Source organism: Burkholderia sp. AU45388, from assembly GCF_030481585.1.
GTDB classification, from domain to species: Bacteria; Pseudomonadota; Gammaproteobacteria; order Burkholderiales; family Burkholderiaceae; genus Burkholderia; species Burkholderia sola.
Map to the genome: position 1 here is coordinate 215,865 of NZ_JAUJPV010000003.1, position 22,853 is coordinate 238,717.

Annotated in this window: 18 protein-coding genes; 8 read left to right on the forward strand and 10 right to left on the reverse strand. The window is 68.4% G+C overall.

All coding sequences use genetic code 11. From position 1 onward, the window contains the following. Positions 1–37: 37 nt before the first annotated feature. The 6 genes from QZM72_RS08455 to QZM72_RS08480 all read right to left on the reverse strand — a co-directional run bounded on the left by QZM72_RS08455 (position 38) and on the right by QZM72_RS08480 (position 6,484). The gene (locus QZM72_RS08455) at positions 38–1,342 is read right to left on the reverse strand and encodes a cytochrome c (protein ID WP_301737813.1); all 1,305 of its coding nucleotides are present in this window, start codon (positions 1,340–1,342) and stop codon (positions 38–40) included. A gap of 15 nt (positions 1,343–1,357) precedes the next feature. Then, the gene (locus tag QZM72_RS08460) at positions 1,358–3,577 is read right to left on the reverse strand and encodes a xanthine dehydrogenase family protein molybdopterin-binding subunit (RefSeq protein WP_301737814.1); all 2,220 of its coding nucleotides are present in this window, start codon (positions 3,575–3,577) and stop codon (positions 1,358–1,360) included. 1 nt (position 3,578) lies between these two features. Further along, complete coding sequence (locus tag QZM72_RS08465; protein WP_089469793.1) at positions 3,579–4,034, reverse strand: (2Fe-2S)-binding protein; 456 nt, start codon at positions 4,032–4,034, stop codon at positions 3,579–3,581. 145 nt (positions 4,035–4,179) lie between these two features. Beyond that, on the reverse strand, positions 4,180–4,479 hold the full coding sequence (locus tag QZM72_RS08470) for a putative quinol monooxygenase (RefSeq protein WP_089469792.1): 300 nt from the start codon (positions 4,477–4,479) through the stop codon (positions 4,180–4,182). Between the two features lie 91 nt (positions 4,480–4,570). Further along, positions 4,571–5,629 carry an NADP-dependent oxidoreductase gene (locus QZM72_RS08475; RefSeq protein WP_301737815.1) on the reverse strand — a complete coding sequence of 353 codons (1,059 nt, stop codon included), beginning with the start codon at positions 5,627–5,629 and terminating at the stop codon, positions 4,571–4,573. Positions 5,630–5,863: 234 nt separating this feature from the next. After that, positions 5,864–6,484: a TetR/AcrR family transcriptional regulator gene (locus QZM72_RS08480; protein ID WP_301737816.1), complete on the reverse strand. Its 621-nt coding sequence runs from the start codon at positions 6,482–6,484 to the stop codon at positions 5,864–5,866. A gap of 284 nt (positions 6,485–6,768) precedes the next feature. Here QZM72_RS08480 and QZM72_RS08485 point away from each other — a divergent pair, with 284 nt between their 5' ends. Then, complete coding sequence (locus tag QZM72_RS08485) at positions 6,769–8,340, forward strand: hypothetical protein (RefSeq protein WP_301737817.1); 1,572 nt, start codon at positions 6,769–6,771, stop codon at positions 8,338–8,340. Positions 8,341–8,443: 103 nt separating this feature from the next. Here QZM72_RS08485 and QZM72_RS08490 read toward each other — a convergent pair whose 3' ends face one another. After that, positions 8,444–9,463: a DNA-binding protein gene (locus QZM72_RS08490; protein WP_301737818.1), complete on the reverse strand. Its 1,020-nt coding sequence runs from the start codon at positions 9,461–9,463 to the stop codon at positions 8,444–8,446. A gap of 476 nt (positions 9,464–9,939) precedes the next feature. Here QZM72_RS08490 and QZM72_RS08495 point away from each other — a divergent pair, with 476 nt between their 5' ends. The 3 genes from QZM72_RS08495 to QZM72_RS08505 all read left to right on the forward strand — a co-directional run bounded on the left by QZM72_RS08495 (position 9,940) and on the right by QZM72_RS08505 (position 12,533). Further along, positions 9,940–10,605, forward strand: a complete 666-nt coding sequence (locus QZM72_RS08495; protein ID WP_301737819.1) for a cation diffusion facilitator family transporter — start codon at positions 9,940–9,942, stop codon at positions 10,603–10,605. Between the two features lie 177 nt (positions 10,606–10,782). Then, positions 10,783–11,190: a helix-turn-helix transcriptional regulator gene (locus tag QZM72_RS08500; RefSeq protein WP_089470574.1), complete on the forward strand. Its 408-nt coding sequence runs from the start codon at positions 10,783–10,785 to the stop codon at positions 11,188–11,190. Positions 11,191–11,192: 2 nt separating this feature from the next. Next, on the forward strand, positions 11,193–12,533 hold the full coding sequence (locus QZM72_RS08505; RefSeq protein WP_301737820.1) for a type II toxin-antitoxin system HipA family toxin: 1,341 nt from the start codon (positions 11,193–11,195) through the stop codon (positions 12,531–12,533). A gap of 243 nt (positions 12,534–12,776) precedes the next feature. Here the strand turns inward: QZM72_RS08505 and QZM72_RS08510 are convergent, their stop codons facing one another. After that, entirely contained in the window at positions 12,777–13,904 is a 1,128-nt protein-coding gene (locus QZM72_RS08510) for a 4-hydroxyphenylpyruvate dioxygenase family protein (RefSeq protein WP_301737821.1), read from the reverse strand. Between the two features lie 360 nt (positions 13,905–14,264). Between QZM72_RS08510 and shiA the strand changes: the two genes are divergently transcribed. The 4 genes from shiA (at position 14,265) to QZM72_RS08530 (ending at position 18,778) form a co-directional block, all read left to right on the forward strand. After that, a complete protein-coding gene (gene shiA / locus QZM72_RS08515) occupies positions 14,265–15,572 on the forward strand; it encodes a shikimate transporter (protein ID WP_089469786.1) in 1,308 nt (435 codons plus the stop codon). A 208-nt stretch (positions 15,573–15,780) separates the two neighbouring features. Next, the gene (locus tag QZM72_RS08520; protein WP_301737822.1) at positions 15,781–17,082 is read left to right on the forward strand and encodes a UDP-N-acetylglucosamine 1-carboxyvinyltransferase; all 1,302 of its coding nucleotides are present in this window, start codon (positions 15,781–15,783) and stop codon (positions 17,080–17,082) included. Positions 17,083–17,436: 354 nt separating this feature from the next. Next, positions 17,437–17,808, forward strand: coding sequence for a DUF4440 domain-containing protein (locus QZM72_RS08525; RefSeq protein ID WP_089469785.1), 372 nt, complete (start codon positions 17,437–17,439; stop codon positions 17,806–17,808). Between the two features lie 196 nt (positions 17,809–18,004). After that, positions 18,005–18,778 (forward strand): IclR family transcriptional regulator C-terminal domain-containing protein, encoded by a 774-nt coding sequence (locus QZM72_RS08530; RefSeq protein WP_089469784.1) that lies wholly within the window; start codon positions 18,005–18,007, stop codon positions 18,776–18,778. Between the two features lie 9 nt (positions 18,779–18,787). On the opposite strand, the gene QZM72_RS08535 is transcribed toward QZM72_RS08530, so the two are convergent. Both QZM72_RS08535 and QZM72_RS08540 read right to left on the reverse strand, forming a co-directional pair. Beyond that, positions 18,788–21,088 (reverse strand): ATP-dependent DNA helicase, encoded by a 2,301-nt coding sequence (locus QZM72_RS08535; RefSeq protein ID WP_301737824.1) that lies wholly within the window; start codon positions 21,086–21,088, stop codon positions 18,788–18,790. Continuing rightward, positions 21,085–22,779 (reverse strand): VRR-NUC domain-containing protein, encoded by a 1,695-nt coding sequence (locus QZM72_RS08540; protein WP_301737825.1) that lies wholly within the window; start codon positions 22,777–22,779, stop codon positions 21,085–21,087. The genes QZM72_RS08535 and QZM72_RS08540 overlap by 4 nt, the downstream gene beginning before the upstream one ends. Positions 22,780–22,853: the final 74 nt, after the last annotated feature.

Consider the following 22,853-nt stretch of genomic DNA (forward strand, 5'->3'; position numbering starts at 1 on the left):
GCACGCCGGCCCGCCATCGTTGCACGGCGCGCCGCGCTCAGTGCGCGGCCGCCGTCGCCTTGCGGAGTTTCGCGACGTCCGCCGCCTGCACGGCCGGCGCACCGTTGTTCCAGCCGGCGCGCATGAACGTCAGCACGTCGGCGATCTGCCGGTCGTTCAACTGGTTCGCGAACGCCGGCATCGGATACGCGGACGGCACGCCGCCGATCACGAGCGTGTCGCTGCCGTTCAGCGTCACGTTGATCAGCGACGACGCATCGGCCTCGAGCACGTTCGGATTGCCGGCGAGCGGCGCGAGCAGCGGCGCGTAGCCGCGCCCGTCCACACCGTGGCAATGCAGGCAGTAAGCGTTATACACCTTCGCGCCCGGATCCGTTGCCGGCCGGCCCAGCGCGGCCTGCGTCGCCTTCGGATCATAGCGGTACGGCGGCGCGCCCGTGCCGCCTGCCGCCGGCAGCGATTTCAGGTAGCGCGAGATCGATGCCAGATCGTCGTCGGTCAGCTCCTGCGTGCTGTGGTTGATCACGCTCACCATCGAGCCGAACGCGGTCGCGTGCTGGTTCGCGCCGGTCTTCAGGAACTGCGCGACGTCGGCCTCGTTCCAGCGGCCGAGCCCGGTGTTGTGCTCGCCGGTCAGGTTCGACGCGAACCAGTTGTCGATCGCGGCGCCCGACAGGAACGCCGCGCCGCTTTCGTCGAGCGCCTTCTCCTGGAAGCCGACACCGCGCGGCGTGTGGCACGACCCGCAGTGCCCGAGCCCCTGCACGAGATACGCGCCGCGGTTCCACATCGCATCCTTCGCCGGTTTGTCGGCATAAGGCGTCGTGTCGAGGAACACCATGTTCCACAACGCGAGCGGCCAGCGCATGTTGAGCGGCCACGGGATGTCGGACGGCCGGTTCGCCTGCCTCACCGGTTCGACGCCGTGCATGAAGTACGCATACAGCGCCTTCACGTCGTCGTCCTTCAGCTTCGCGTATGACGGATACGGCATGGCCGGATACAGGTTGTGACCGTCCTTTGCGACGCCCTTGCGCAACGCGCCGGCGAACTCGGCTTCGGTATAGCCGCCGATGCCGGTCTCCGGGTCGGGCGTGATGTTGGTCGTGTAGATCGCGCCCATCGGCGTGACCATCTTCAGGCCGCCCGCGAACGGCGTGCCGCGCGGCGCGGTGTGGCACGCGACGCAGTCGCCGGCTTTCGCGAGATAGGCGCCGCGCGCGACGAGCGCGCTGTCGGCGGGCGTCGTTTGCGCGGCCTGCGCGGCCGTGCCGGCCATCAGCGCGGACAGCGCGAGCAGCGACGCGCGGAGCGCATTCGGGTTCAGGATGAGATGTCGCATGGTCGTTCCCTCCCCTCAGGCCGTTTTCAGCTGGTTGCCGACCGGCAGCTTGCGCAGCCGCGTGCCGGTCGCCGCGAAGATCGCGTTCGCCAGCGCCGCCGCGGTCGCGGCCGTGCCCGGCTCGCCGATGCCGCCCGGCGCCTCGCCGCTCTTCACCAGATGGACTTCGATCGGCGGCACCTCGTTGATTCGCATCATCCGGTAGTCGGTGAAGTTGCTCTGCACGACGCGGCCGTCCTCGATCGTGATCTCGCCGTACAGCGCGCCCGTGATCCCGAAGATGATGCCGCCCTGCACCTGCGCCTCGATCGTGTTCGGATTCACATACATCCCGCAATCGACCGCGCACACCGCGCGCTTGACCCGCACTTCGCCGCCGTCCACCGCGACGTGGATGACGATCGAGAAGAAGCTGCCGAACGCGTGCATCACCGATACGCCGCGCCCTTGCCCCTTCGGCAGCGACGCGCCCCAGCCGGCCGCCTTCGTCGCGACGTCGAGCACGTTGCGCGCGCGCGGCGTCTTGTCGAGCAGCGCGCGGCGGTATTGCACGGGGTCGGTCTTGGTCTGCGCGGCCAGTTCGTCGATGAAGCTTTCGACGACGAACGTGCTGCGCGTGGGCCCGACGCCGCGCCAGAACGCGGTCGGCACGTGGCGCGGCTCCTGGCGCACGTAGTCGACGAGCTGGTTCGGCAGGTCGTACGGCAGCTCGGCCGCGACTTCGACCGCGTCGGGATCGACGCCGTCCTTGACCGCGGGCGGCGCGAAGCGCGCGAGAATCGACGAGCCGACGATCCGGTGCCGCCACGCGACCGGCTTGCCGTTCGCGTCGAGGCCGGCCGAGATCGTGTCGTAGTAGCACGGCCGGTACATGTCGTGCTGGACGTCTTCCTCGCGCGTCCAGATCACCTTCACCGGTGCATTGACCTGTTTGGCGACCTTCACGGCCTGCCCGATCATGTCGGTTTCGAGCCGCCGGCCGAACCCGCCGCCGAGCAGGTGGTTGTGCACGACGATCTTGTCCGGCGACAGGCCGGTGAGCTGCTGCGCGGTATCGCGCGCCCGCGTCGGCACCTGCGTGCCGACCCAGATCTCGCAGCCGTCGCCGCGCACGTGCACCGTGCAGTTCACGGGCTCCATCGTCGCGTGCGCGAGCAACGGCTGCTCGTAGACGGCATCCACGCGCGTCTTCGCGTTCTCGAACGCCTTGCTGACGTCGCCTTCCTTGCGTGCGACCGCGCCCTTGCCGTTCGCCGCGGCCTGCGCGAGATCCGCGAACAGATCCTTCGTCGACACCTTCGCGCCCGCGCCTTCGTTCCACTTCACGACGAGCGCCGATGCGCCGCGCTTCGCGGCCCACGTGTGGTCGCCGATCACCGCGACCGCGTTGTCGACGCGCACGATCTGGCGCACGCCGGGGAGCTTCCTCGCGGCCGTGTCGTCGACGCTTGCGACCGTGCCGCCGAACACCGGGCTGTTCACGATCACCGCGTACAGCATGCCGGGCAGGCGCACGTCGAGCCCGAATTGCGCGGTGCCGTCGACCTTCTCCGGCGAATCGAGGCGCTTCGCGGGCGTGCCGATCAGCTTGAAATCCGCCGGCTGCTTCAGCACGACGTCCTTCGGCACCGGCAGCTTTGCGGCGGCGTCGGCCAACTGGCCGTACGATGCGCGCCGGCCGCTCGGCGGATGCTGCACTTCGCCGTTCGCCGCGCGGCAACTGGCCGGATCGACGTTCCATTGCTTCGCGGCCGCCGAAACCAGCAGCGTGCGCGCGGTGGCGCCCGCGCGGCGCAGCGGGTCCCACGCGTAGCGCACCGACGTCGAGCCGCCGGTGAGCTGCCCGCCGAGCAGCGGATCGAGGAACAGCTTCTCGTTCGGCGGCGCATGATCGAGCGTCACGCTCGACAGCGGCACTTCGAGTTCTTCCGCGATCAGCATCGGCAGCGCGGTATAGACGCCCTGCCCCATCTCGACCTTCGGCATCACCAGCGTGACCTTGCCGGCGCGGTCGATCTGCACGAAAGCGTTCGGGGCGAATACGCCCGACGGTGCGGGCTCGGCCGCGTCGCCGCCGATCACCGAGCGGCGCGCGTCGTCACCCGCGGCCGGCAGGCTGAAGCCGAGCAGCAAGCCGCCGCCGGCCGCCGCGCCGAGCGACATGCCGAGTTTCAGAAACGATCGGCGCGACACGCCCGCGCCGGCCCGACCTGCTTCGATCAGTCCTCGCGACATGTCATGCCTCCTTCGCGGCTTGTTTGACGGCCGCGCGAATCCGGTGGTAAGTGCCGCAGCGGCAGATGTTGCCGGCCATGGCCGCGTCGATGTCGTCGTCGCTCGGGTTCGGGTTCGACGCGATCAGCGCGGTGGCGGCCATCACCTGCCCCGACTGGCAGTAGCCGCACTGGACGACGTCGAGCTCGCGCCAGGCCTGCTGGACCTTGTGGCCGGCCGGCGTCGCGCCGACGGCTTCGATCGTCGTGATCTTGCGGCCCGCGACGGCGGCGACCGGCAGCACGCACGAACGCGCGGCCACGCCGTCGAGATGCACGGTGCACGCGCCGCATTGCGCGATCCCGCAGCCGAACTTGGTGCCGGTCAGCCCGACGACGTCGCGCAGCACCCAGAGCAAGGGCATGTCGTCGGGGGCGTCGACCGAGCGGGTTTCGCCATTGATGTTGAGGGTGATCATTCAGCCTCCGGGGCCGTTGTATTGGGGGAGCGGCGCGAACGATGCGCGCTGCGTCATGAGGTCGTCGCCGTTGCGTCGTGCGCAACGGGCGCCGCGCGGCCCGGGTGCGGGCGAGCCGCGGCGGTGGTGTTGCGGGCTTGCGTCGTTACTCGGCCACGTCGATGGCCGACAGCACCTTGATCACCGACGGTGCGGTGAACCAGTCAGCCGACTTCGTGCGGAATTCGCCGAAGTACGGACTCGCGAGGTGGGCGTCGAACGCCGCCTGGTCGTCGAAGATCTCGTACAGATGCAGGTTCGGCGAACCGTCCTGCTCGCGGAACAGGTCGTAGCGCCGGTTACCCGGCTCGGTGCGCGTCTTCGCGACCATGCTGCGCAGTTCGGCCTCGGCGGCCTGCGCATGTTCGGGTTTCGGGAACAGCGAAGCAATCACGTGAAGCGCCATTTTCTACTCCTTTGAAAACGGAAACGAGCATGCCACAAGCGGGCGTCTCGCGACGCCAGCGTGCAGCGGTTGTCTGTCGCCGAGCGGCGGGTCAGGCCAATTCGTCCGGACCGACGCGCACGACGACCTTGCCGAAATTCTTGCCGGCGAGCAAGCCGATCAGCGCTTGCGGTGCGTCGTCGAGATCGGGCACGACGTCCTCGAGCGTCTTGACCTTGCCCTGCGCGACCCATTCGCTCATGTCTTTCAGGAACGGCGCGTAGTCCGTTGCATAGTGATCGAGGATGATGAAACCCTGCACGCGGATGCGCTTGCGCAGGATCGCGCCCATCAGCGCCGGCACGCGGTCATGGCCGGTCGACACAGCCTTGTCGTCGTAGGCCGCGTCGTTGTAGTGCGCAATGATCCCGCAGACGGGCACCCGCGCATGGTCGTTCAGCAGCGGCCACACCGCGTCGAACACCGCGCCGCCGACGTTCTCGAAATACACGTCGATGCCGTTCGGGCACGCGTCCTTCAGCTTCGCGGCAAACGCCGGATCGCGATGGTCGATGCACGCGTCGAAGCCGAGCGTACCGGTCACGTATGCGCACTTGTCGGCGCCGCCCGCGACACCGATCACGCGGCACCCCTTCAGCTTCGCGATCTGGCCGACCACCGCGCCGACCGCGCCGCTCGCGGCCGCGACGACCACGGTTTCGCCGGCCTTCGGCTCGCCGATCTTCAGCAGCCCCGTGTACGCGGTGAAGCCCGGCATGCCGAGCACGCCGAGCGCATACGACGGGTGCGCGAAGTCGCGGCCGAGCGGAATCAGGTCGCGCCCGTCGGACAGCGCGTAGTCCTGCCAGCCGGCGCCGGCAACGACGAGATCGCCTTCGCGAAACGCCGGCAGGTTCGACGACACCACGCGGCTGACCGTGCCGCCGACCATCGGCTGGCCCAGTTCGGCGGGCGGCGCATAGGACGGTGCGTCGCTCATGCGGCCGCGCATGTACGGATCGAGCGACAACCAGACGGTGCGCAGCAACACCTGGCCGGGGCCGGGAACCGGCACGTCACCGGTTTCGGCGCGGAAGTTGTCGGGCGTCGGTGCGCCGACCGGGCGCGAATTCAGGACGATCTGGCGGTTTGCGGTCTTGCTTTGCGGCATGTGAGCCTCCGTCAACAGGAATGAGCGTGCTTCGTGGGCACGATCGGATCAGGGATGAACCAGCGGGAAATGCGCGCCTGACGCGGCATCGGCCGTCGGGCCGGTGCGGTCGCACGCAGGCGGTGGAAACGATCGGGACAGCGTAACGCGGCGGGAAGCGTTCGTCATGGGTGATTGAGTAGACCAGTCGTCTAGAGTCAACGCAAAAACAAGGCGCGCCGATGCGCGCCCGGGCTACGACTGCGCGCCGCCGGGCGCGGCCGGCGACAGATTCAGCATGCGCCGCGTTTCGGCCATCGCCCTTTCGAGCGGCTGGCGGTTGCGGTGAATCTTTTCCAGCAGCGTCGCGCCCAGCCACAGCTCGTACAGGATCGCGGCCGTGTGCGACGGATCGTCGACGCCGCTCAGCGAACCGTCGGCGAGCCCGGCCTCGATGCCGCCCGCGAGCCGCTCGATGATCCGGCTGGTGCCGCGCCGCAGCACCGCGCGCATCGCTTCCGACAGATCCGACACTTCCGCGCCGAGCTTCACCGCGAGGCACTTGCCTTCCAGGTCGTCCGCGCATTGCGTGTGCAGCCAGTTGCCCCAGTACGTCATCAGACGCTCGGCGCCCGTGCCGGCCTGCTGCGTGAGCAGCTTGTCGAGATGCGCGAGATAGCCTTCGAAATACGATTCGAGCAGCGCTTCGCCGAATGCTTCTTTCGAGCCGAAGTAATGGTAGAACGAGCCCTTCGGGATGCCCGCCGCGGCGAGAATCTCGTTCAGACCGACCGCCGAAAACCCCTTGTGGAGCATGATCGGCTTCGCGATGTTCAGGATGTGCTGGCGGACTTCGGCGCCTGAAGATGCATTCATGATGGCGTATGGTAACAACGATTAGACCGGTCGTCTAGTAACGTCGAGCCGGCATGTTGAGCGGCACTTTACCCGATCCCTGTCTCCTGCCCAATGCCTGCCCGGTGCTTCGCGGGCCGCGTCACATCGGCGACTCGAATTCGTCGCGGGCATTTCATCGATTTCCCGCATAAATACGCGCGGCGCGTGTGCCGACGACCCGCAAGGATGCGGCCGGCATTGCACACGTGTGCAACGCGCCGAACCGTCGTTGCCTCCTCTCGACCCGTGACCAGGAACGCTCCATGACCGCTTCGAAACCCGCCCGACCGACCGCGCCGAATCGCCGCCGCTTCATGCAGCGCGGCGCCGCGCTGACCCTGTCGCCGCTCGTCGGCACGCTGGCCGCTTGCGGCGGCGATGGCAGTCCGGCCGCCGCGTCGTCGTTCGCCGCCACCGGCGCCGCGAATACGTCGGCACGCAGCTACGGCATTGCCGATCGCTCGATCACGATCAACGTCGTCAATGCGATTGCATCGACGACGCTCACGTTCGGCAATGCGTCGAGCCAGAGCGGCTCGACGCCGCAGGCATCGCGAGCGTCGGTCGCGACCGGACAATCGACCGCCGTCAGCGCATCGAACAGCTGGGGCGACTGCACCGGATCGTTCAGCTTGGCCGGCGGCGATGCATCGTTTGCGATCGCGTATACGCATCCGTTCGGCTCGCAGCCGACCACCGTCAGCGTCACGCCGTCGGCCGGCTACGTATCGGGCGCCGACGCCGCGACGTTTCCGGGCCACGACTCCGTCGCGAATCTCAACCTGTACCGCGGTGTCGCGACCGCGAACGGCGCATGGGTCGTCCCGCTCGCGCAGCTCGCGACGCCGCCGGCCAACAACTGCCAGGATTTCGCAAACAGCATGTTCGGCAGCAACGTGCGCACGGCCGCGGCGATCCGGTCCGCGTATCAGGGCACCGGCGCGCTCGGCTACGTGCCGCCCGCCGATTTCACCGGCGGCCAACTGGCGGGCTTCGTCGCGCAATGGGTGCGGCGCTGGCAGAGCGGCGCGTCGTACACGGTGCTGCCCGGCGCCGATGCGCAATTGATCGATGCGCTGAAACAGTACGTGTCCAGCGCGTCGAACGCCGGCCCGCTGACGATGTGGGTGCCGCAAATCGCATGGCAGGCCGGCTCCGATCCGGCGGTTTTCTCGCTGACCGGCTATCGCGCGTTTCCGTTCGTCGATGCGCAGGGCAACTGGAACGCCGCCACGCTGTCTGCGTTCCTGACGCTGCTGGCGGCCGGGTCGCACCTCGTCGCGATCAGCGCGAGCAGCGACCTGCCGGCGGGCGTGACGATGCAGGCGTTCGACAGCTTCATGGGCGCGAGCGGGCTGTCGACGTCGACGGATATCGGCAATTCACACTACGCATCGGTCGTGAACACGACGGGGCGTTATTACCTGAGCGTCGGCAACGATTTCGCGCCGGCGAACTGCGGGCTGATCCTGTCGTTCCTGTACGGGCGCACGGTGAACGACCTGCTCGCCGGCGCCGGCACGTACAACACGTTCATCCAGCTCGAAGGCTGGCAGGCCGGCGGCTCGCGCCACAACGCCGACTACGCGACCTATCGGCAGACGCTGTGGAACATCTCGACGTACGGCGCATCCGCGTATAGCGAGAAGCGCGCGACGTCGATCTTCCTCGCGCCGGCGGGCTGGACGCCGCAGGTCTATCAGACGACGCGGATGATGCCGTACGTCGGCGCGTATGCGCAGTCGAATGGCACGCCACAAGGCTGGTTGAATACGTCGCTCGTGACGATTCCGGCGGACGCGCCGCCGCTGCCGGCGCGGTATGTGCTGAGTTGAGTCGAACGGACAGACGGGCGTTCGGGGGCGGCAGACATCCCGCCTGCGTTGCTTCGTGCGGGCGTGCGTCGCCGACGGTCGGCCCACGCACACGGTTTCACCGTCAGCGCGGCGCCTCGTCGGCGCGCTTTCTCGTGCGCGCCCGCCGCTCGCTCCGCTCGGCGGCCGAGATGGTCTTGACGCCGCGCAACGGCGGCCGGCGCACCAGCGCCGCCATCTCGCGTCTCAGCGCATCGAGCTCGGTGCTGCGCGCCGAGCCGGTCGCCAGTGCGCCGTCGAGCTGCCCTTGAAGCACGCCACAGCGATGCAGCGCGCCGCCGAGTTGTGCCTGCAGCGCGGTCATTTCCTTCCGCTGCTGCGCATCGCGCTGTTCCGCCCGCGAGGTCGCCGCGTCGAGTTCCTTTTGCAAGCGCGCGGCCGCGAGCCGCTCACGATCGATTTCCTGAAGCGCCCGCTTCTCCGATGCGCGCAGCCGCTCTTCCGCGCGGCCAGCGTCGTCGCGCAACCGGTCGAGCTGGATGGTGAAATCCGCACGGGCCTGCGCAAGTGCACGGTCGCCCTCCGCGTTGTCGGCCTTCAGGCGCGCGATATCCGCTTGCATGGCTTGCCGCGAGGCATCGTCCGCCGCCCTCGCCTGCTCCAGTTCCTGAATGCGGACCTGCGCGGACAGCAGCGCGGCCGTGCGTTGCTCCAGCGCGGTTTCGGTGCGGGCGAGTTCGGCTTGCAAGGTCGCCACTTCCGTTCGCGCCGCTGCCCGCTCGGCCTCGACTTCCGCGCGCAGCGCGTCGAGTGCGGCGGCCGCGTCGGTACTCGACCGGTTCCACAGCGCCGCGATCAGTTCGCCCGCTGCCGCCTGCAGATCGGCCGGCAGGTCCGGATGCTCGATGCGCATACGGCTCTTTTCCCGCAGCTCGGCCCAGAACTCGCCGAGCACGGCGGTCGGCGTGCTCATGCTGCCCTTGCGAACGAGCTGGTACAGGCGATTGGCCGTCGGCGTGATGCCGAAACGGAAGAACAGCAGTGCGCAGGCTTCGCGGTACAGCTCGCGGGTTTTGGGGAAGTTGGCCTTGAGGCGCTCGATTTCGGCGGTCAGGCGAGGTTCGTCGGCGGCGAGATCGGACATGGCAGGCTTCGAGTGGAATTTCGTAAATAATATAACGTAAACCGTTAAATATCTAATTTCATTCTCGCTTTAATTTGACATTATTTCTATAATGTTGAGAGTTTGTAGGCAGAGACGTGCAAATCCGTTCCGCTTGTTACGGCGGCGTGGCACGGTGCGGCAACCAAGCGTTGGAATCCTCTATCGGGTCATGGGGCGTAGATTCGCCGAGGGTCCCGGGGAATCCGCCAGATCGGGACGGCGCCCTTTGCGCGGCGGGCCACCGAGTGCGATGGCGTTACGTGTTACACGCCCCGCCCGGCAACATAGGCATGCATGCGATGGCCACTCCGGGCGCGCGCCGTGTTACGGGAGTGGCGTTCAGCCCCCCCCCCCGGGCGGCCTCCCTGAAGAAATCGATCACCCGGCTGTCATTCGCGTGCCACCGTCGGCCGGTAGCGTTCGAAGTCTTCCCCGATTCCGACAAGCGATCCGCCATGCAGCGCCCGTCGCGTGCCAAGTCCCACGTTTACGCAGCCACGTCTCGCGCCCTCGCCGTCAGTCTTGCGATCAACCTGCTGCTGCTCGCCGCCGAGGCGACGGCGGCATGGTTCGCGCATTCGTCGGGGCTGCTCGCGGACGTCGCGCACGCCGCGATCGATCTTGCGGCCGATGCGCTGCTCCTCGTCGCCTGCCGGTTGGACGCACGCCTGCCTCCGGAGCGCCGCCCGACCTACGAGCCGCTCGCGCTCGCGGGCCTCGGCGCGTTGCTGGCCGTAACCGGCGCGCAGATGATCTGGCATGCGCTGACGCGGTTCGATACGCCGCCCGCCGTGCAGCCGGGCGCGACCGCCTTCGTGCTGGTCGTCGCCACGCTCGCCGGCAAGGCCGCGCTGTCGTACTGGATGCTGCGCAAGGCGCGCGAGACCGGCTCCGCGCTGCTCGAGGCGAGCGGCTGGCACGTGCGGACCGATGCGCTGTCGTCGTTGGTCGCGGCGCTCGCGATGAGCGCGGGACTGGTCGGCTTCGGCCGTCTCGACGACCTCGCGGCGCTCGCGATCGGCGCGCTCGTAATCCGCACGGGCACCGGGTTCGTCCGGCGCGGCTGGGCGCAGTGGCCGGCATGGGCGGACTGGGCGAATCGCTCGACGCGCGGGTCGTGAACGCCGCAGGTCTCGCCTGACGTCCGGTTCGCGCCGCTGCCTGGACGATCGGCCTCCGCGTAACAGGCTATCGCTTGTTTTTCGTTAATACAGGCTATGATTTGTATTTTCACAATACATGCCATAGACTGTATTTTCCAATTACAAACGATCGCCTGTCATCTCGCGGAGCGCCCGATGGCCTTTCCTGTCCAGACCCTGACCCAGTTGCGCCCGATACTCGTCGGCTTTCGGAAATCCGCGGGGCTCACGCAGGCGCAACTGGCCGCCCGCCTAGGCATCACCCAGCAATCCTATGCCCAGCTCGAAGCCAACCCGTCGGCGGTCAGCATCGAGCGGCTTTTCAAGGTGCTGAACGCGCTCGGCGTTCGCATGATGCTCGGCCTGGACGAACGGGATGCACCGGCGGAAGCGGCCGATTCGACCTCCAGCGCCGAGCCGGCGGCGCGCCGCAAGCCGGTCGCGAACAAGCGCGGCACCACGGCCGCCAACGCCCCGACCGGAGCCGCGGCCGACGCCGCGCGAAAGCGCCCGGCCGCGACGACTCGGGGCAGACCACGCGTGTCGAAGCGGGAGGACTGGTGACGATGGCCGCACGCGCCCGCCACGACCGGCTCGACCTGTGGATGAACGGCATTCCCGTCGGGTACTGGGAAATCCGCCGCGGCGTCGAGCGTCTCGTCTATCTGCCGGACTGGCTCGACGATCCCCAAGGGCGGCCCCTGTCGTTGTCGCTGCCCTTCACGCCCGGCAACCAGCCGCACCAGGGCGCGATCGTGGCCGACTACTTCGACAACCTGCTGCCGGACAGCGAGCCGATCCGCCGCCGCATCGCGCAGCGTTACCGGCTCGGATCGACGGCGCCGTTCGACTTGCTCGCGTCGATCGGCCGCGACTGCGTCGGCGCGCTCCAGATGCTGCCGCCAGGCGAGACGCCGGTCGATCTCGAGGCCATCGAAGGCACGACGCTGGACGACGCAGCCGTCGCCGACGTGCTGCGCCACGCGACTGCCGCGCCGCTGCCCGGCCGCGCGGAGCCGGACGCCGACCTGCGCCTGTCGATTGCCGGCGCGCAGGAAAAGACCGCGCTGCTGCGTCGGCGCAATCGCTGGCTGCGGCCGTCGGGCAGCACGCCGACGACGCACATCTTCAAGCTGCCGCTCGGTCGTGTCGGCAACATGCAGGCCGACATGCGCACGTCCGTCGAAAACGAATGGCTGTGTTCGAAGCTCGTCGCCGCGTACGGCCTGTCGGTCGCGCCGTGCGAGATCGGCCGGTTCGACGACCAGAAGGCACTGATCGTCGAGCGCTTCGACCGGCGTCCGTCGCGCGACGGCTCGTGGATCCTGCGACTGCCGCAGGAGGACATGTGCCAGGCGACCGGCACGCCATCGGGGGCGAAATACGAATCGGACGGCGGCCCCGGCATCGAGACGATCATGGGCATCCTCGCGAATTCGGCCGATGCGTCCCGCGACCGAATGAATTTTTTCGTCGCCCAGCTCGTGTTCTGGGTGCTGGCGGCGATCGACGGCCACGCGAAGAACTTCAGCATCGCGCACCTGCCCGGCAATGCGTATCGCAGCACGCCGCTGTACGACGTGCTGTCCGCGCATCCGATCATCGGTACACGCCGCAACCAGATTCCGCCGCGCCGCGCACGCCTCGCGATGGCCGTCTGCGGGAAGAACCGGCACTACGTGATCGGCGAAATCCAGCCGCGCCACTGGATTGCGCAGGGCCGCCGCGTCGGCCTGACCGAAGACGACGTGCGCGCCGCGATGGCGGCCGTCGCCGCACGGACGGAGCCCGCGATTGCCGAAGCCGCCGCGCAGATCCCGGCGGATTTTCCGGCGGACGTGGCCGACGCGATCTTCGACGGCATGCGTCGGCACAGCCGCAAGCTCGCGGCGGCCGATCCCGCGTGACGAATCGACCGGCAGCAACGGGGCGCCGGTCTTGGCTGCGCGAGTTCAATGGCTGTCGGGTCGGTTCCTGTCGCCGCTGTGCAATCGCCGCCGCGGTGCGTACTGCGAGGCCGCGCACCGGCCGGCGTTTCCGGCACACGTGCTGCGCCTGGCCGATGCGGCGGGCCACGATCTCGCCGTGGCCTGCAAGATCGGCGTGGCCGAGGGCGCGCGGCAGCGTAACGGCAGCCGGCGCCTGAACGTTCAGCCGGCGTCGCGTGCGCGGGCGAGTGCCGCGAGGTTGCCCTCGCCGAACCCGTGGTGCCCCTTGCGCTGCACGATCTCGAAGAAGATCTCGCCGGGCTTGCGCTTCACGAAGGTCTGGAAGAACAGCTTCGGCACGCCGTCGCTGCCGATCTCGCCGTCGACCAGCACCGCGCGGCGGCGCAGCGCATCGAGATCGACGCCATGCGCCGGCAGCCGCGCATCGACGTCGTCGTAATAGCGAGCGGGCGGCTCGATGAACTCGACGCCGTTCGCACGCAGCGCATCGACGCACGCCAGGATGTCGTCGGTCGCCAGCGCCACGTGCTGCACGCCCTCGCCCGGATGGTCGGGCAGGTACGCATGCATCAGCTCGGTGCGCCGCGTACCTTCCTCGTAGACCGGAATCCGTACCGCGCCGCACGGCGACACCATCACGCGCGATTCCTCCGACACATGCCAGTGCGCGTCGATCTGGTGGATCTCGCGGAAATGCAGCAGGTCATGGTAGAAATCCAGCCACTCCTGCATGCGACCCGCGCCGACGGTTTGCGTGAAGTGATCGACCTGCTGCAGGCCGACGCCCGCGCAATCGAGATCGGTATGCGCGGTCGCGATGTCGATCGGCCGGAAATCGATATCGAAGATCGAGATGTCGCCGACGCCGCCGCGCTGGCCGTCCCGCCCGCGCCAGCGGTCGACGAAATACAGGTGCGAATCGCCGATGCCCTGGATCGCCGGAATCTTCAGTTCGCCGACGCCGACCTTCTCGCCTTCGAACGCCCACGCACCGAGCTGGATCGCGCGCTCGAACGCACGCCGGGCGTTCGCCACGCGCAACCCGATCGCGCAGACCCCCATCCCGTATTCCTCCGCATAGCGCGCGGCGAACGAATCGGGCTCGGCGTTGATCAGGAAATGCATCTGCCCCTGCCGGTACAGCGTGACGTTCTTGCTGACGTGCCGCGCGATCGCCTTGAACCCGAGCTGCTCGAAGCGCTGTGCAAGCGCATCCGGCACGGGCGCCGCGAACTCGACGAATTCGAGGCCGGCCATCCCGAGCGGATTGGCGGCCGGATCGGCAACGGGCGGCGTATCGCTGGACAAGGGGGGGGAATTGCCGGGCATTCCAGTCTCCGGGGGCATGCGGTCGATGGGGGGAATGGTGCCTGTCGCGTGCGGCGTGCGCGGCCGATGTGGCGGCCGCGCCTCCGCCCCGGACGGGCGAGTTGTCGATGCAGCAGATTTTAACCAGATCGTTCACGGCGGCACACCCCGGCCGAACGGGATATCGTCGCGCCGCCTAGTGCAAACCCGGAAATCGTTCGATAATCGCACGGAATTGAACGATAATCGCGCACATTATCCGATTGGCTAATTGCCGACCCGCGGCGCGGGCCCTATTCTCCGTTCACCCATCGACTTCAATGCAGCATCGGACGCGGCGCCGCCACGATTCCACGATGCGCCGTGCCAGGAGACATCGCCATGACCCCCACCTTCGACACCCTCGACGCCGCCGCCGGCGCCCGTGCGCGCAGCCAGGCCCGCAAGGCCGCGATCGGCAGCTTCGTGGGCGCCGTCGTCGACTGGTACGACTTCCTGCTGTACGGGATCGTCGCCGCGCTGGTGTTCAATTCCGAGTTCTTTCCGAAAGTCAGCCCGACGATGGGCACGCTCGCGGCGTTCGCCACCTTCGGTGTCGGCTTCCTGTTCCGGCCGCTCGGCGGCATCGTGTTCGGCCACTACGGCGACCGGCTCGGCCGCAAGCGGATGCTCGTGCTCACCGTGATGCTGATGGGGCTGTCGACGGTCGCGATCGGCCTGCTGCCGGCGTTCTCGACGATCGGGTGGTGGGCGCCCGTGCTGCTGGTGCTGATGCGCGCGATCCAGGGGTTCGCGGTCGGCGGCGAATGGGGCGGTGCGGCGCTGATGGCCGTCGAAAGCGCGCCGAAGCAGAAGAAGGCGTTCTACAGCAGCGGTGTGCAGGTCGGCTACGGCGTCGGGCTCGTGCTGGCCACCGGCATCGTCTCGATCCTGAGCCATACGCTCGGCGAGGCCGCGTTCAAGTCGTGGGGCTGGCGCCTGCCGTTCGTGTTCAGCATCGTGCTCGTGCTGATCGGGCTCTGGGTGCGCAAGAACATGGACGAATCGCAGGAGTTCGTCGAGAAGGTCGAGCACGGCAACCGCAAGCTGCGCCTGCCGGTGCTGGAAGCGCTGACGCGCCACCCGAAGGCGTTCATGCTGATCGTCGCGCTGCGGCTCGCCGAACTGTTCACGATGTACATCGTCACCGCGTTCGCGCTCAGCTATTCGACGACGAACCTCGGCATGTCGCGCGACCTGTTCCTGAACATCGGCCTGCTGGTCGGCGCGGTGAGCTGCGTGACGATCCCCTGCTTCGCGTGGCTGGCCGACCGCTACGGCCTGCGCCGCATCTATCTGATCGGCGCGCTGATCGGCCTCGCATCCGCGGTGCCGTTCTTCGTCGCGCTGGAGTCGCGCTCGATCGCGTGGATCGTGATCTTCTCGATCCTGCTGGCGAACGCCGCGCACGACATGGTCGTGAGCGTCCAGCAGCCGCTGTTCACCGAGCTGTTCGGCGCCGAATACCGCTACAGCGGCGCGGGCGTCGGCTACCAGTTCGCGAGCGTCGTCGGCGGTGGGTTCACGCCGTTCATCGCGGTCGGGCTCGTCAGCGTGGCCGGCGGTTCGTGGCACCTCGTCGCCGGCTACCTGGCGATCGGCTGCCTGATCTCGCTGGTGGTCGCCGCGCGGATGCGGGCCGCGCAATGACGTAATGAGCGCGTGGCCGGCCCGATACGCGGCCGGCCATTTCGCCATGCCGGCGCCGGCCGGTGCTCCACCTGCTGCATCGCGGACGCGACGTCAAACACTGTCAGTTGCGCGCCGATTCCCGCTTTTCCCCTCCGAACATTCCACGCCGCGTGCCGACCAATGGCATCATATGGGCCTACGTCAGTCACCGATACGCCCCCATATCATGTCGAATCTCATCGTCCACGGCGGCACTCCGCTGCGCGGGGACATCAAGCCGTCCGCGAACAAGAACGCCGTCCTGCCGATTCTGTGCGCCACCCTGTTGACCGATCAGCCGCTGCGTCTCGTCGGCGTACCGGACATCACCGACGTGCGCAAGATTCTCGATATCTTCCGCACGCTCGGCAGCGACGTGTCGGTCGATTTCGCGACGGGCCTGCTCGAGCTTCACCATCGCAACACGACGTTCGATCCGGCCGTCCATCGGCTGCCCGAGGCGATGCGTTCGTCGATCATGCTGATTCCGCCGCTGCTCGCGCGCTTCGGCGTCGCGCGCCTCGAGAACGACGTGAAAGGCTGCACGCTCGGCGTGCGCGAGATCGATCCGCACGTCGAGGTGTTCGAACGTTTCGGCGCGCACATCGAGCGCACGCCCGATTCGCTGATCGTCCGTACCGACGGCCCGCTGACGGCCAACGATCACTGGCTCGACTACGCGTCGGTGACGACCACCGAGAATTTCGCGTTGTGCGCGACGGCCGCGAACGGCACGTCGACGCTGATGAACGCGGCCTCCGAGCCGCACGTGCAGGAGTTCTGCCAGTTCCTCGCGATGATCGGCGTCGCGATCGAGGGCATCGGCACGTCGCGGCTGTGCGTGACGGGCGGCGGCAAGCTCGGCGGCGGCGAGTTCCGCTTCGCCGAGGATTTCCACGAAATCGCGACGTTCCTCGCGCTCGGCGCGATCACCGGCGGCGACATCACGGTACGCAATTCGTCGCCCGAGCATTTCCCTCTGATCGACCGCACGTTCGCGAAATTCGGCGTCACCGTCACGCACCGCGACGGCTGGTCGCGGGCGGAACGCGACGGCCCGCTGCGCGTACGCCGGCCGTTCACGCAGAACATCCTGACCAAGGTCGAGGCCGCGCCGTGGCCGTACCTGCCGGTCGACCTGCTGCCGATCTTCATCGCGCTCGGCGTACGCGCGGAAGGCAGCGCGATGTTCTGGAACAAGGTCTACGACGGCGCGCTCGGCTGGTCCGGCGAACTGTCGAAGTTCGGCGCGCACGTGCTGTTGTCCGACCCGCACCGGCTGATCACGTTCGGCGGGCTGCAACTGACGCCGGCGCGCGTCGAGAGCCCGTACATCATTCGCGTCGCGATCGCGCTGCTGATGGTGGCCGCGAGCATCGAAGGCCGCTCGGAAATCATGAACGCGCTGCCGATCCGCCGCGCGCATCCGCATTTCGTCGAGAACCTGCGTTCGGTCGGTGCGAACGTCGAGTGGACGAGCAGCGAGTAAGGTCGTGACGGATGCGGCGCGCGGAAGGGTCGCGTCGCATCCGGTTTCTCCGCTTTTCATGCCGTATCGGCCGCTTCCATGCGCGGCCGTGCAGCGCTCTGCCATCGCCAGCTTTCCGTTCACGTCAGCACGCTACGTGCTGCTTCACGCCTCTTCCCGTAGTCGGCGCCAGCCCGACGATGCGTCATCGGGACATCGGCTTCCACGACCCATCGGCTTTTTCCCACTCGCGGAAAACCAGATTCAAACCTGTCCAATTGCCGAAGCGTGAGCCCGGCCATAGGCTGCCTTCCTGACCCGGCGGATAGCGCCAAAAACCGCGCACCCGCGCTCCAGCAGGAAAATGCGTAGCCCATGGAACCCCGATTCACCCTGGCGCAGATGCGCGACGTGTGGATCGACGCGTATCGTCACGCCGACGTCGAACAACTCGATTTCGTCGCTAGCCCGGGCTTCTTTGTCCAGCACGAAGCTCGCATTCGCACGAAGGCGCAATTTCTTGCGCGAATGCGCGTAGTCGCGGCCGAGCGCCCGTCGGACAGATCGGGTATCGCATATCGGGACGAAACCATGCAGATTGTCACGCGCGGGCAACGGGCGACGATAACGAACATCGGGGCGGTACGGATCAATCACACAACCGATTCGCGCTTCGATTTCGTCGAGCAGTGGTGCGTGATCGACGCGCGATGGCGCATTGCCGCGCTCTGCCACGAACACAGGTAAGCGCCGACCGCGCCGCAACTGCGCTCCGACGCTTGAATGGGTCGACTCAATCCGACTCGTTTGCGTCGTTCCGCCTGAACCTGAAATCGCCCGGCAGCTTGCCTCTGAAACGCCTCAACCGATCTCCCGTTCCCCCACCGCTCGCGCGATAATCGCCCACTCCTGCGCGAACACCGCGCGCCACCGCTCCCCCGTGATGACGAAAAAGCCCGACCTCGACCGACGCGACTGGATTGCCGGTCTCGAAAAAGGCCTGATGATCCTGGAGGCGTTCGACAGCCAGCACGCACGCATGACGCCCACGCAGGCCGCCGCACGCACCGGCCTCACGCGCACGGCCGCGCGGCGCTACCTGCTGACGCTCGAATCGCTCGGCTACGTGTACACCGACGGCAAGCTGTACGGCCTCACGCCGCGCGTGCTGCGCGTCGGCTGGTCGTACTTCGATTCGGCGCGGCTGCCGCGCACGGTCCAGCCTTATCTGCAGCAACTGAGCGCGTCGCTGAACGAATCGGCGTACGTCAGCGTGCTCGACGGCTGGGAGCTCGTGTTCATCGCCCGCAACGGCGTGTCGCGCGTGATGACGACGGGCTTCGTGCTCGGCGCGCGCGTGCCGGCGCCGCTGACGTCGCCCGGTGTCGTCCTCCTCGCCCATCATCCCGATCGCGAAGCCGTGCGCGCATGGCTTGACGAGACCGAACTGCCGCCGTTCACGCCGCATACGATCACCAACAAGGCGCGGCTGCTCGAACAGGTCGACCACGCGCGCGACGCCGGCTACGCGGCGATCGAACAGCAATTGCAGGTCGGCGTACGCGGGATCGCGGTGCCGCTGAAGAACCGTCACGGCGAAGTCGTCGCCGCGCTGAGCACGAACATGCCGATCGGCGCGGAGACGACCGACGCGGCCGTGCGGCGCGTGCTGCCGCATCTGCAGGAAGCCGCACTCGCAATGCTCAACGTGCTGTAGCGGCCGCCGTCACCCGATCCGCCACCACCGCGGCAGCAGGTTGCGCACCTCGCGCCGTCGGTAACGGTCGTCGATCAGGTGCACGACGCCCTCGTCGTGCTCGGTGCGGATCACGCGCCCGGCCGCCTGCACGACCTTCTGCAGCCCCGGATACAGGTACATGTAGTCGTAACCGTTGCCGAAGCGCGCGTCCATCGCGCGCCGCATCTGCTCGTTGATGTCGTTGACCTGCGGCAGCCCGAGCGTCGCGATGAACGCGCCGATCAGCCGCTCGCCGACCAGGTCGACGCCTTCCGAGAACGCCCCGCCCAGCACCGCGAAGCCGACGCCGCGGCCGCCCGCGTCGAAGCGCGCGAGAAACGCGTCGCGCTCGCTTTCGGCCATGCCGGGCGCCTGCGCCCACACGGGGACGTCCGGATGGCGCATCTGCATCAGCGCGACCACGCGCCCGAGATAGTCGAAGCTGCTCAGGAAGCCGAGATAGTTGCCGGGGCGTGCCGCGTATTGGGCGGCGATCAGGTCGGCGATCGGTTCGAGCGAACGATCGCGGTCGCGCCAGCGCGTCGACACGTGGCTCGCGACGCGCACCGTCAGTTGCTCGGCGCGAAACGGCCCGTCGACGTCGAGCCAGCCCGTATCGCCGGGCAGCCCCAGCGTGTCGCGATAGAAATGGAACGGGCTCAGCGTGCCGGAGAACAGCACGGTCGCACGCGCGGCTTCGTAGCGCGGCGCCAGGAAACCGGCCGGGATCATGTTGCGCACGCACAGCGTCGACTGGACGCGGCGCCGGCGGCCGGCCGTGGCGACGCCATCGAGCGCAGGCTGCCGCGGCATCGGCTCGCCATGCAGCGTCGCGTCGAAGATCGACGCGCTGTCGAACGCTTCGGCCAGCACGCCGAACTGGATCGCCTCGAAATGAAAACGCAGCAGCGCGTCGCCGTTCGCGCGCGGCGCGTCGGTCAGGTGCTCGCCGATCGCCGCGACGAGGTTCTGCACGGCCGACACGATCGGGCCCGGCACCTCGGGATAGGCCGCATAGCGCTCGGCCTGCGCGCGATTGAGCGTGCCCCACGCGCGGGCGAGCCGGTCGAATGCCTTGCGCAGCGCGGCCGGCGCGGCGTCGCGCGCGGCCGCGAACGCGAACGGATCGAGCGACGCGCTGTACATCTTGCGGGCGCGGTCGAGCAGGTTGTGCGCTTCGTCGACGAGCACGCCGACGCGCCACTGGTTCTGCTGCGCGAGCGTGTGCAGCATCGCGCTGCCGTCGTAATAGTAGTTGTAGTCGCCGATCATCATGTCCGACCAGCGCGCGAGCTCCTGCGCCAGGTAATACGGGCAGACGTCGTGGGCGAGCGCGGCGGTGCGCACGGTATCGCGATCGAGCAACCCGGCCTCGATCGCCGCATCACGCGCGGCCGGCAGCCGGTCGTAGAAGCCTTTCGCGAGCGGGCACGATTCGCCGTGGCATGCGAGATCCGGATGCTCGCACGCCTTGTCGCGCGCGACGAGTTCCAGCACGCGCAGCGGCAGCGCGGGTGTGCCGGCGCCGAGCGTCGTCGCCGCGTCGAGCGCGAGCGCGCGGCCCGGTGTTTTCGCGGTGAGGAAGAACACATGATCGAGCTCGCCCTCGCCGCATGCCTTCAGCAGCGGGAACACGGTGCCGAGCGTCTTGCCGATGCCGGTCGGCGCCTGCGCCATCAGGCAGCGTTCGTCGCGCGCCGCGCGATAGACGGCCACCGCCAGCTCGCGCTGGCCGCTGCGGAACTGCCCGTGCGGGAACGCGAGCGCGCGCAGCGCCGCGTCGCGCGCGGCGCGATGGGCCGTCTCGCGTTCGGCCCAGCCGACGAAGCACGCGCACTGCTCGGCGAAGAATGCGGCGAGCGTGGCGGCATCCAGCGTTTGAGTCAGCACGGTCTCGCGCTCGGACACGATGTCGAAATACACGAGCGCGACGTCGATTGCCTCGAGATCGCGCGCGTCGCACATCAGGTGCGCATAGACCTTCGCCTGCGCCCAGTGCAGCGCGCGATGGTTGGCCGGCATCGCGTCGAGGCTGCCGCGATAGGTCTTGATTTCCTCGAGCCGGTTCGCCACGGGATCGTAGCCGTCGGCACGGCCGCGCACGGTGAGCGTGCCCCACGTGCCCGTCAGCGCGATCTCGGTTTCGTAGCGCGCGCCGCGTTTCGACGTGACCGCGCCGTGGCCGGCGATGCCTTCGAGCGCGGTCGGCGCGGGCGTGAAGCGCAGGTCGAGATCGCCGCGCCGCGCGGTGAACTCGCACATCGCCCGCACCGCGACGACGTAGCTCATGCGGACAACCCCGCCGCCTCGGCGTGCGCGACGCCGTCGCCGGCCCACTCGACATCGACGACGCGCACCGGCATCCGGTGGGCGAGGCAGTAGGCGAGCCAGCGCGTCTGGTTGTCCTGCAGCCGGTCGCCGGGGCCCTTCACCTCGATCAACTCGTAACGACGCTCGTCGGGCCAGAAGCGGACGAGATCGGGCAAGCCGGAGCGGTTGCCGCGGATATCCGCGAGCAGGCGCGTGAACCACAGCCGCAAGTGCTCGGGCGGCAGGCACGCGAGCGCTTCGTCGAGCAGCTGGTCGGTCAGCACGCCCCAGAACACGAACGGCGACTGCAGCCCGGCCTTCGTCGCGAAATGCCGGCGGATCGTGTCGCGGTACGCGCCCGACTCGAGCTGCGCGAAGCAGGCGTCGAAGGCCGCCGCGCGGCGCACGGCGAAATCGGGGGCGTGCAGATCGGCCGGGCCGCGCTGGAACGGGTGGAAGAACGCGCCGGGCACGGCCGCGAACACGGGCTCCCAGCACAGCAGCCCGAACAGCGAATTGATCAGCGTGTTTTCGACGTAGTGGACCGGCGACGCCGGCTGCGCGAGATGGTCGCGCACCGCGAATTCGACGCTGACGGATGCGTCGGGGCGCGCGAGCACGAGCGTCTCGCGCGGCACGGCCGCGGCAGCGGCCGCGCGTTCGACGCGCTGGCCGGCGCGGCGCTGCAGGCGCGGCAGCATGCGTTCGACGCGCTGACGCTCCTCGTCGCTCTCGAAGCCGCCGCGTGCGTCGAGCGCCAGCGCGAGCGCGTCGTCGTCGCGCCCGCAGCGTTCGAGCACGCGGATGCGCCGATGGCGGCTGCCGGGCCACGCGCTGCGCGCGTACGCGTCGAGTGCGGCGCACCAGTCGGCACGGCGTTCACACGCCTGGCCGAGCGCGAACAGCAGCTTCGCGCGGCGCGTCGCGAGCCACGGTTGCGCGCAGTCGACCGCGTCCAGCGCGCGGATCAGGTCGTCGAACGGCAGATCGTCGGGCCACGCTTCGAGCGCGTCGCGGCACATCTGCAGCGCGAGATACGCGTCGACGTCGCCGCGCTGCTGGAACGCGCGCGACGACGGCGCGATCGGCACGCTTTCGTACTGGAACACGCCGAGATCGGCGAGCACGAATTCGCTCCAGTCCTGATGCAGATTGCCGAAGAACATCAGCCGCAGCCGGTCGCACAGCGCGCCGACCGTCACGCGCAGCACCCGGTCGTCGGCCTGCGCGCACCACGCGTCGAGCGGTTGCGCGACGTCGTGCGCGGGCCGCAGCCGCTCGAGCCAGTCGGCCTTGCGCTCGCCCGCATGCGCGGCGAGCGCCGGGAAGATGCGCAGCAGATCGGCCTTGGTGGACAGCGCGAACAACGCGTCGAGCGTGAGCGCGGGCGCCGGATCGACCCAGCCGAGCGCGACGAGCGGCGCGGCGGCGTCGAGCGTGCAGCCGATCTCGTCGTACACGAGCTTGCTCGCGCGGAAATCGGCCCCGTTGCGCATCAGCATCCGCACGAGCAGCGCGCGCGACGCTTGCGGCAGCGTCGCGAATTGCCGGACGAACGCGTGCTCGTGCGTGTCGAACAGGTCGTCGTAACGCTCGCCGAGCCAGGCGAGCGCGCGTTCGAAATTGGTCAGGTAGTAAAACGCCGGAGGCGTCGGCGAGGCAGGCGTCACGGGGATCGATCACTGTACATTTGTACAGGTCGGAATCATATCAAATGTGACGGGCAATGCCGCACGCGGCATCG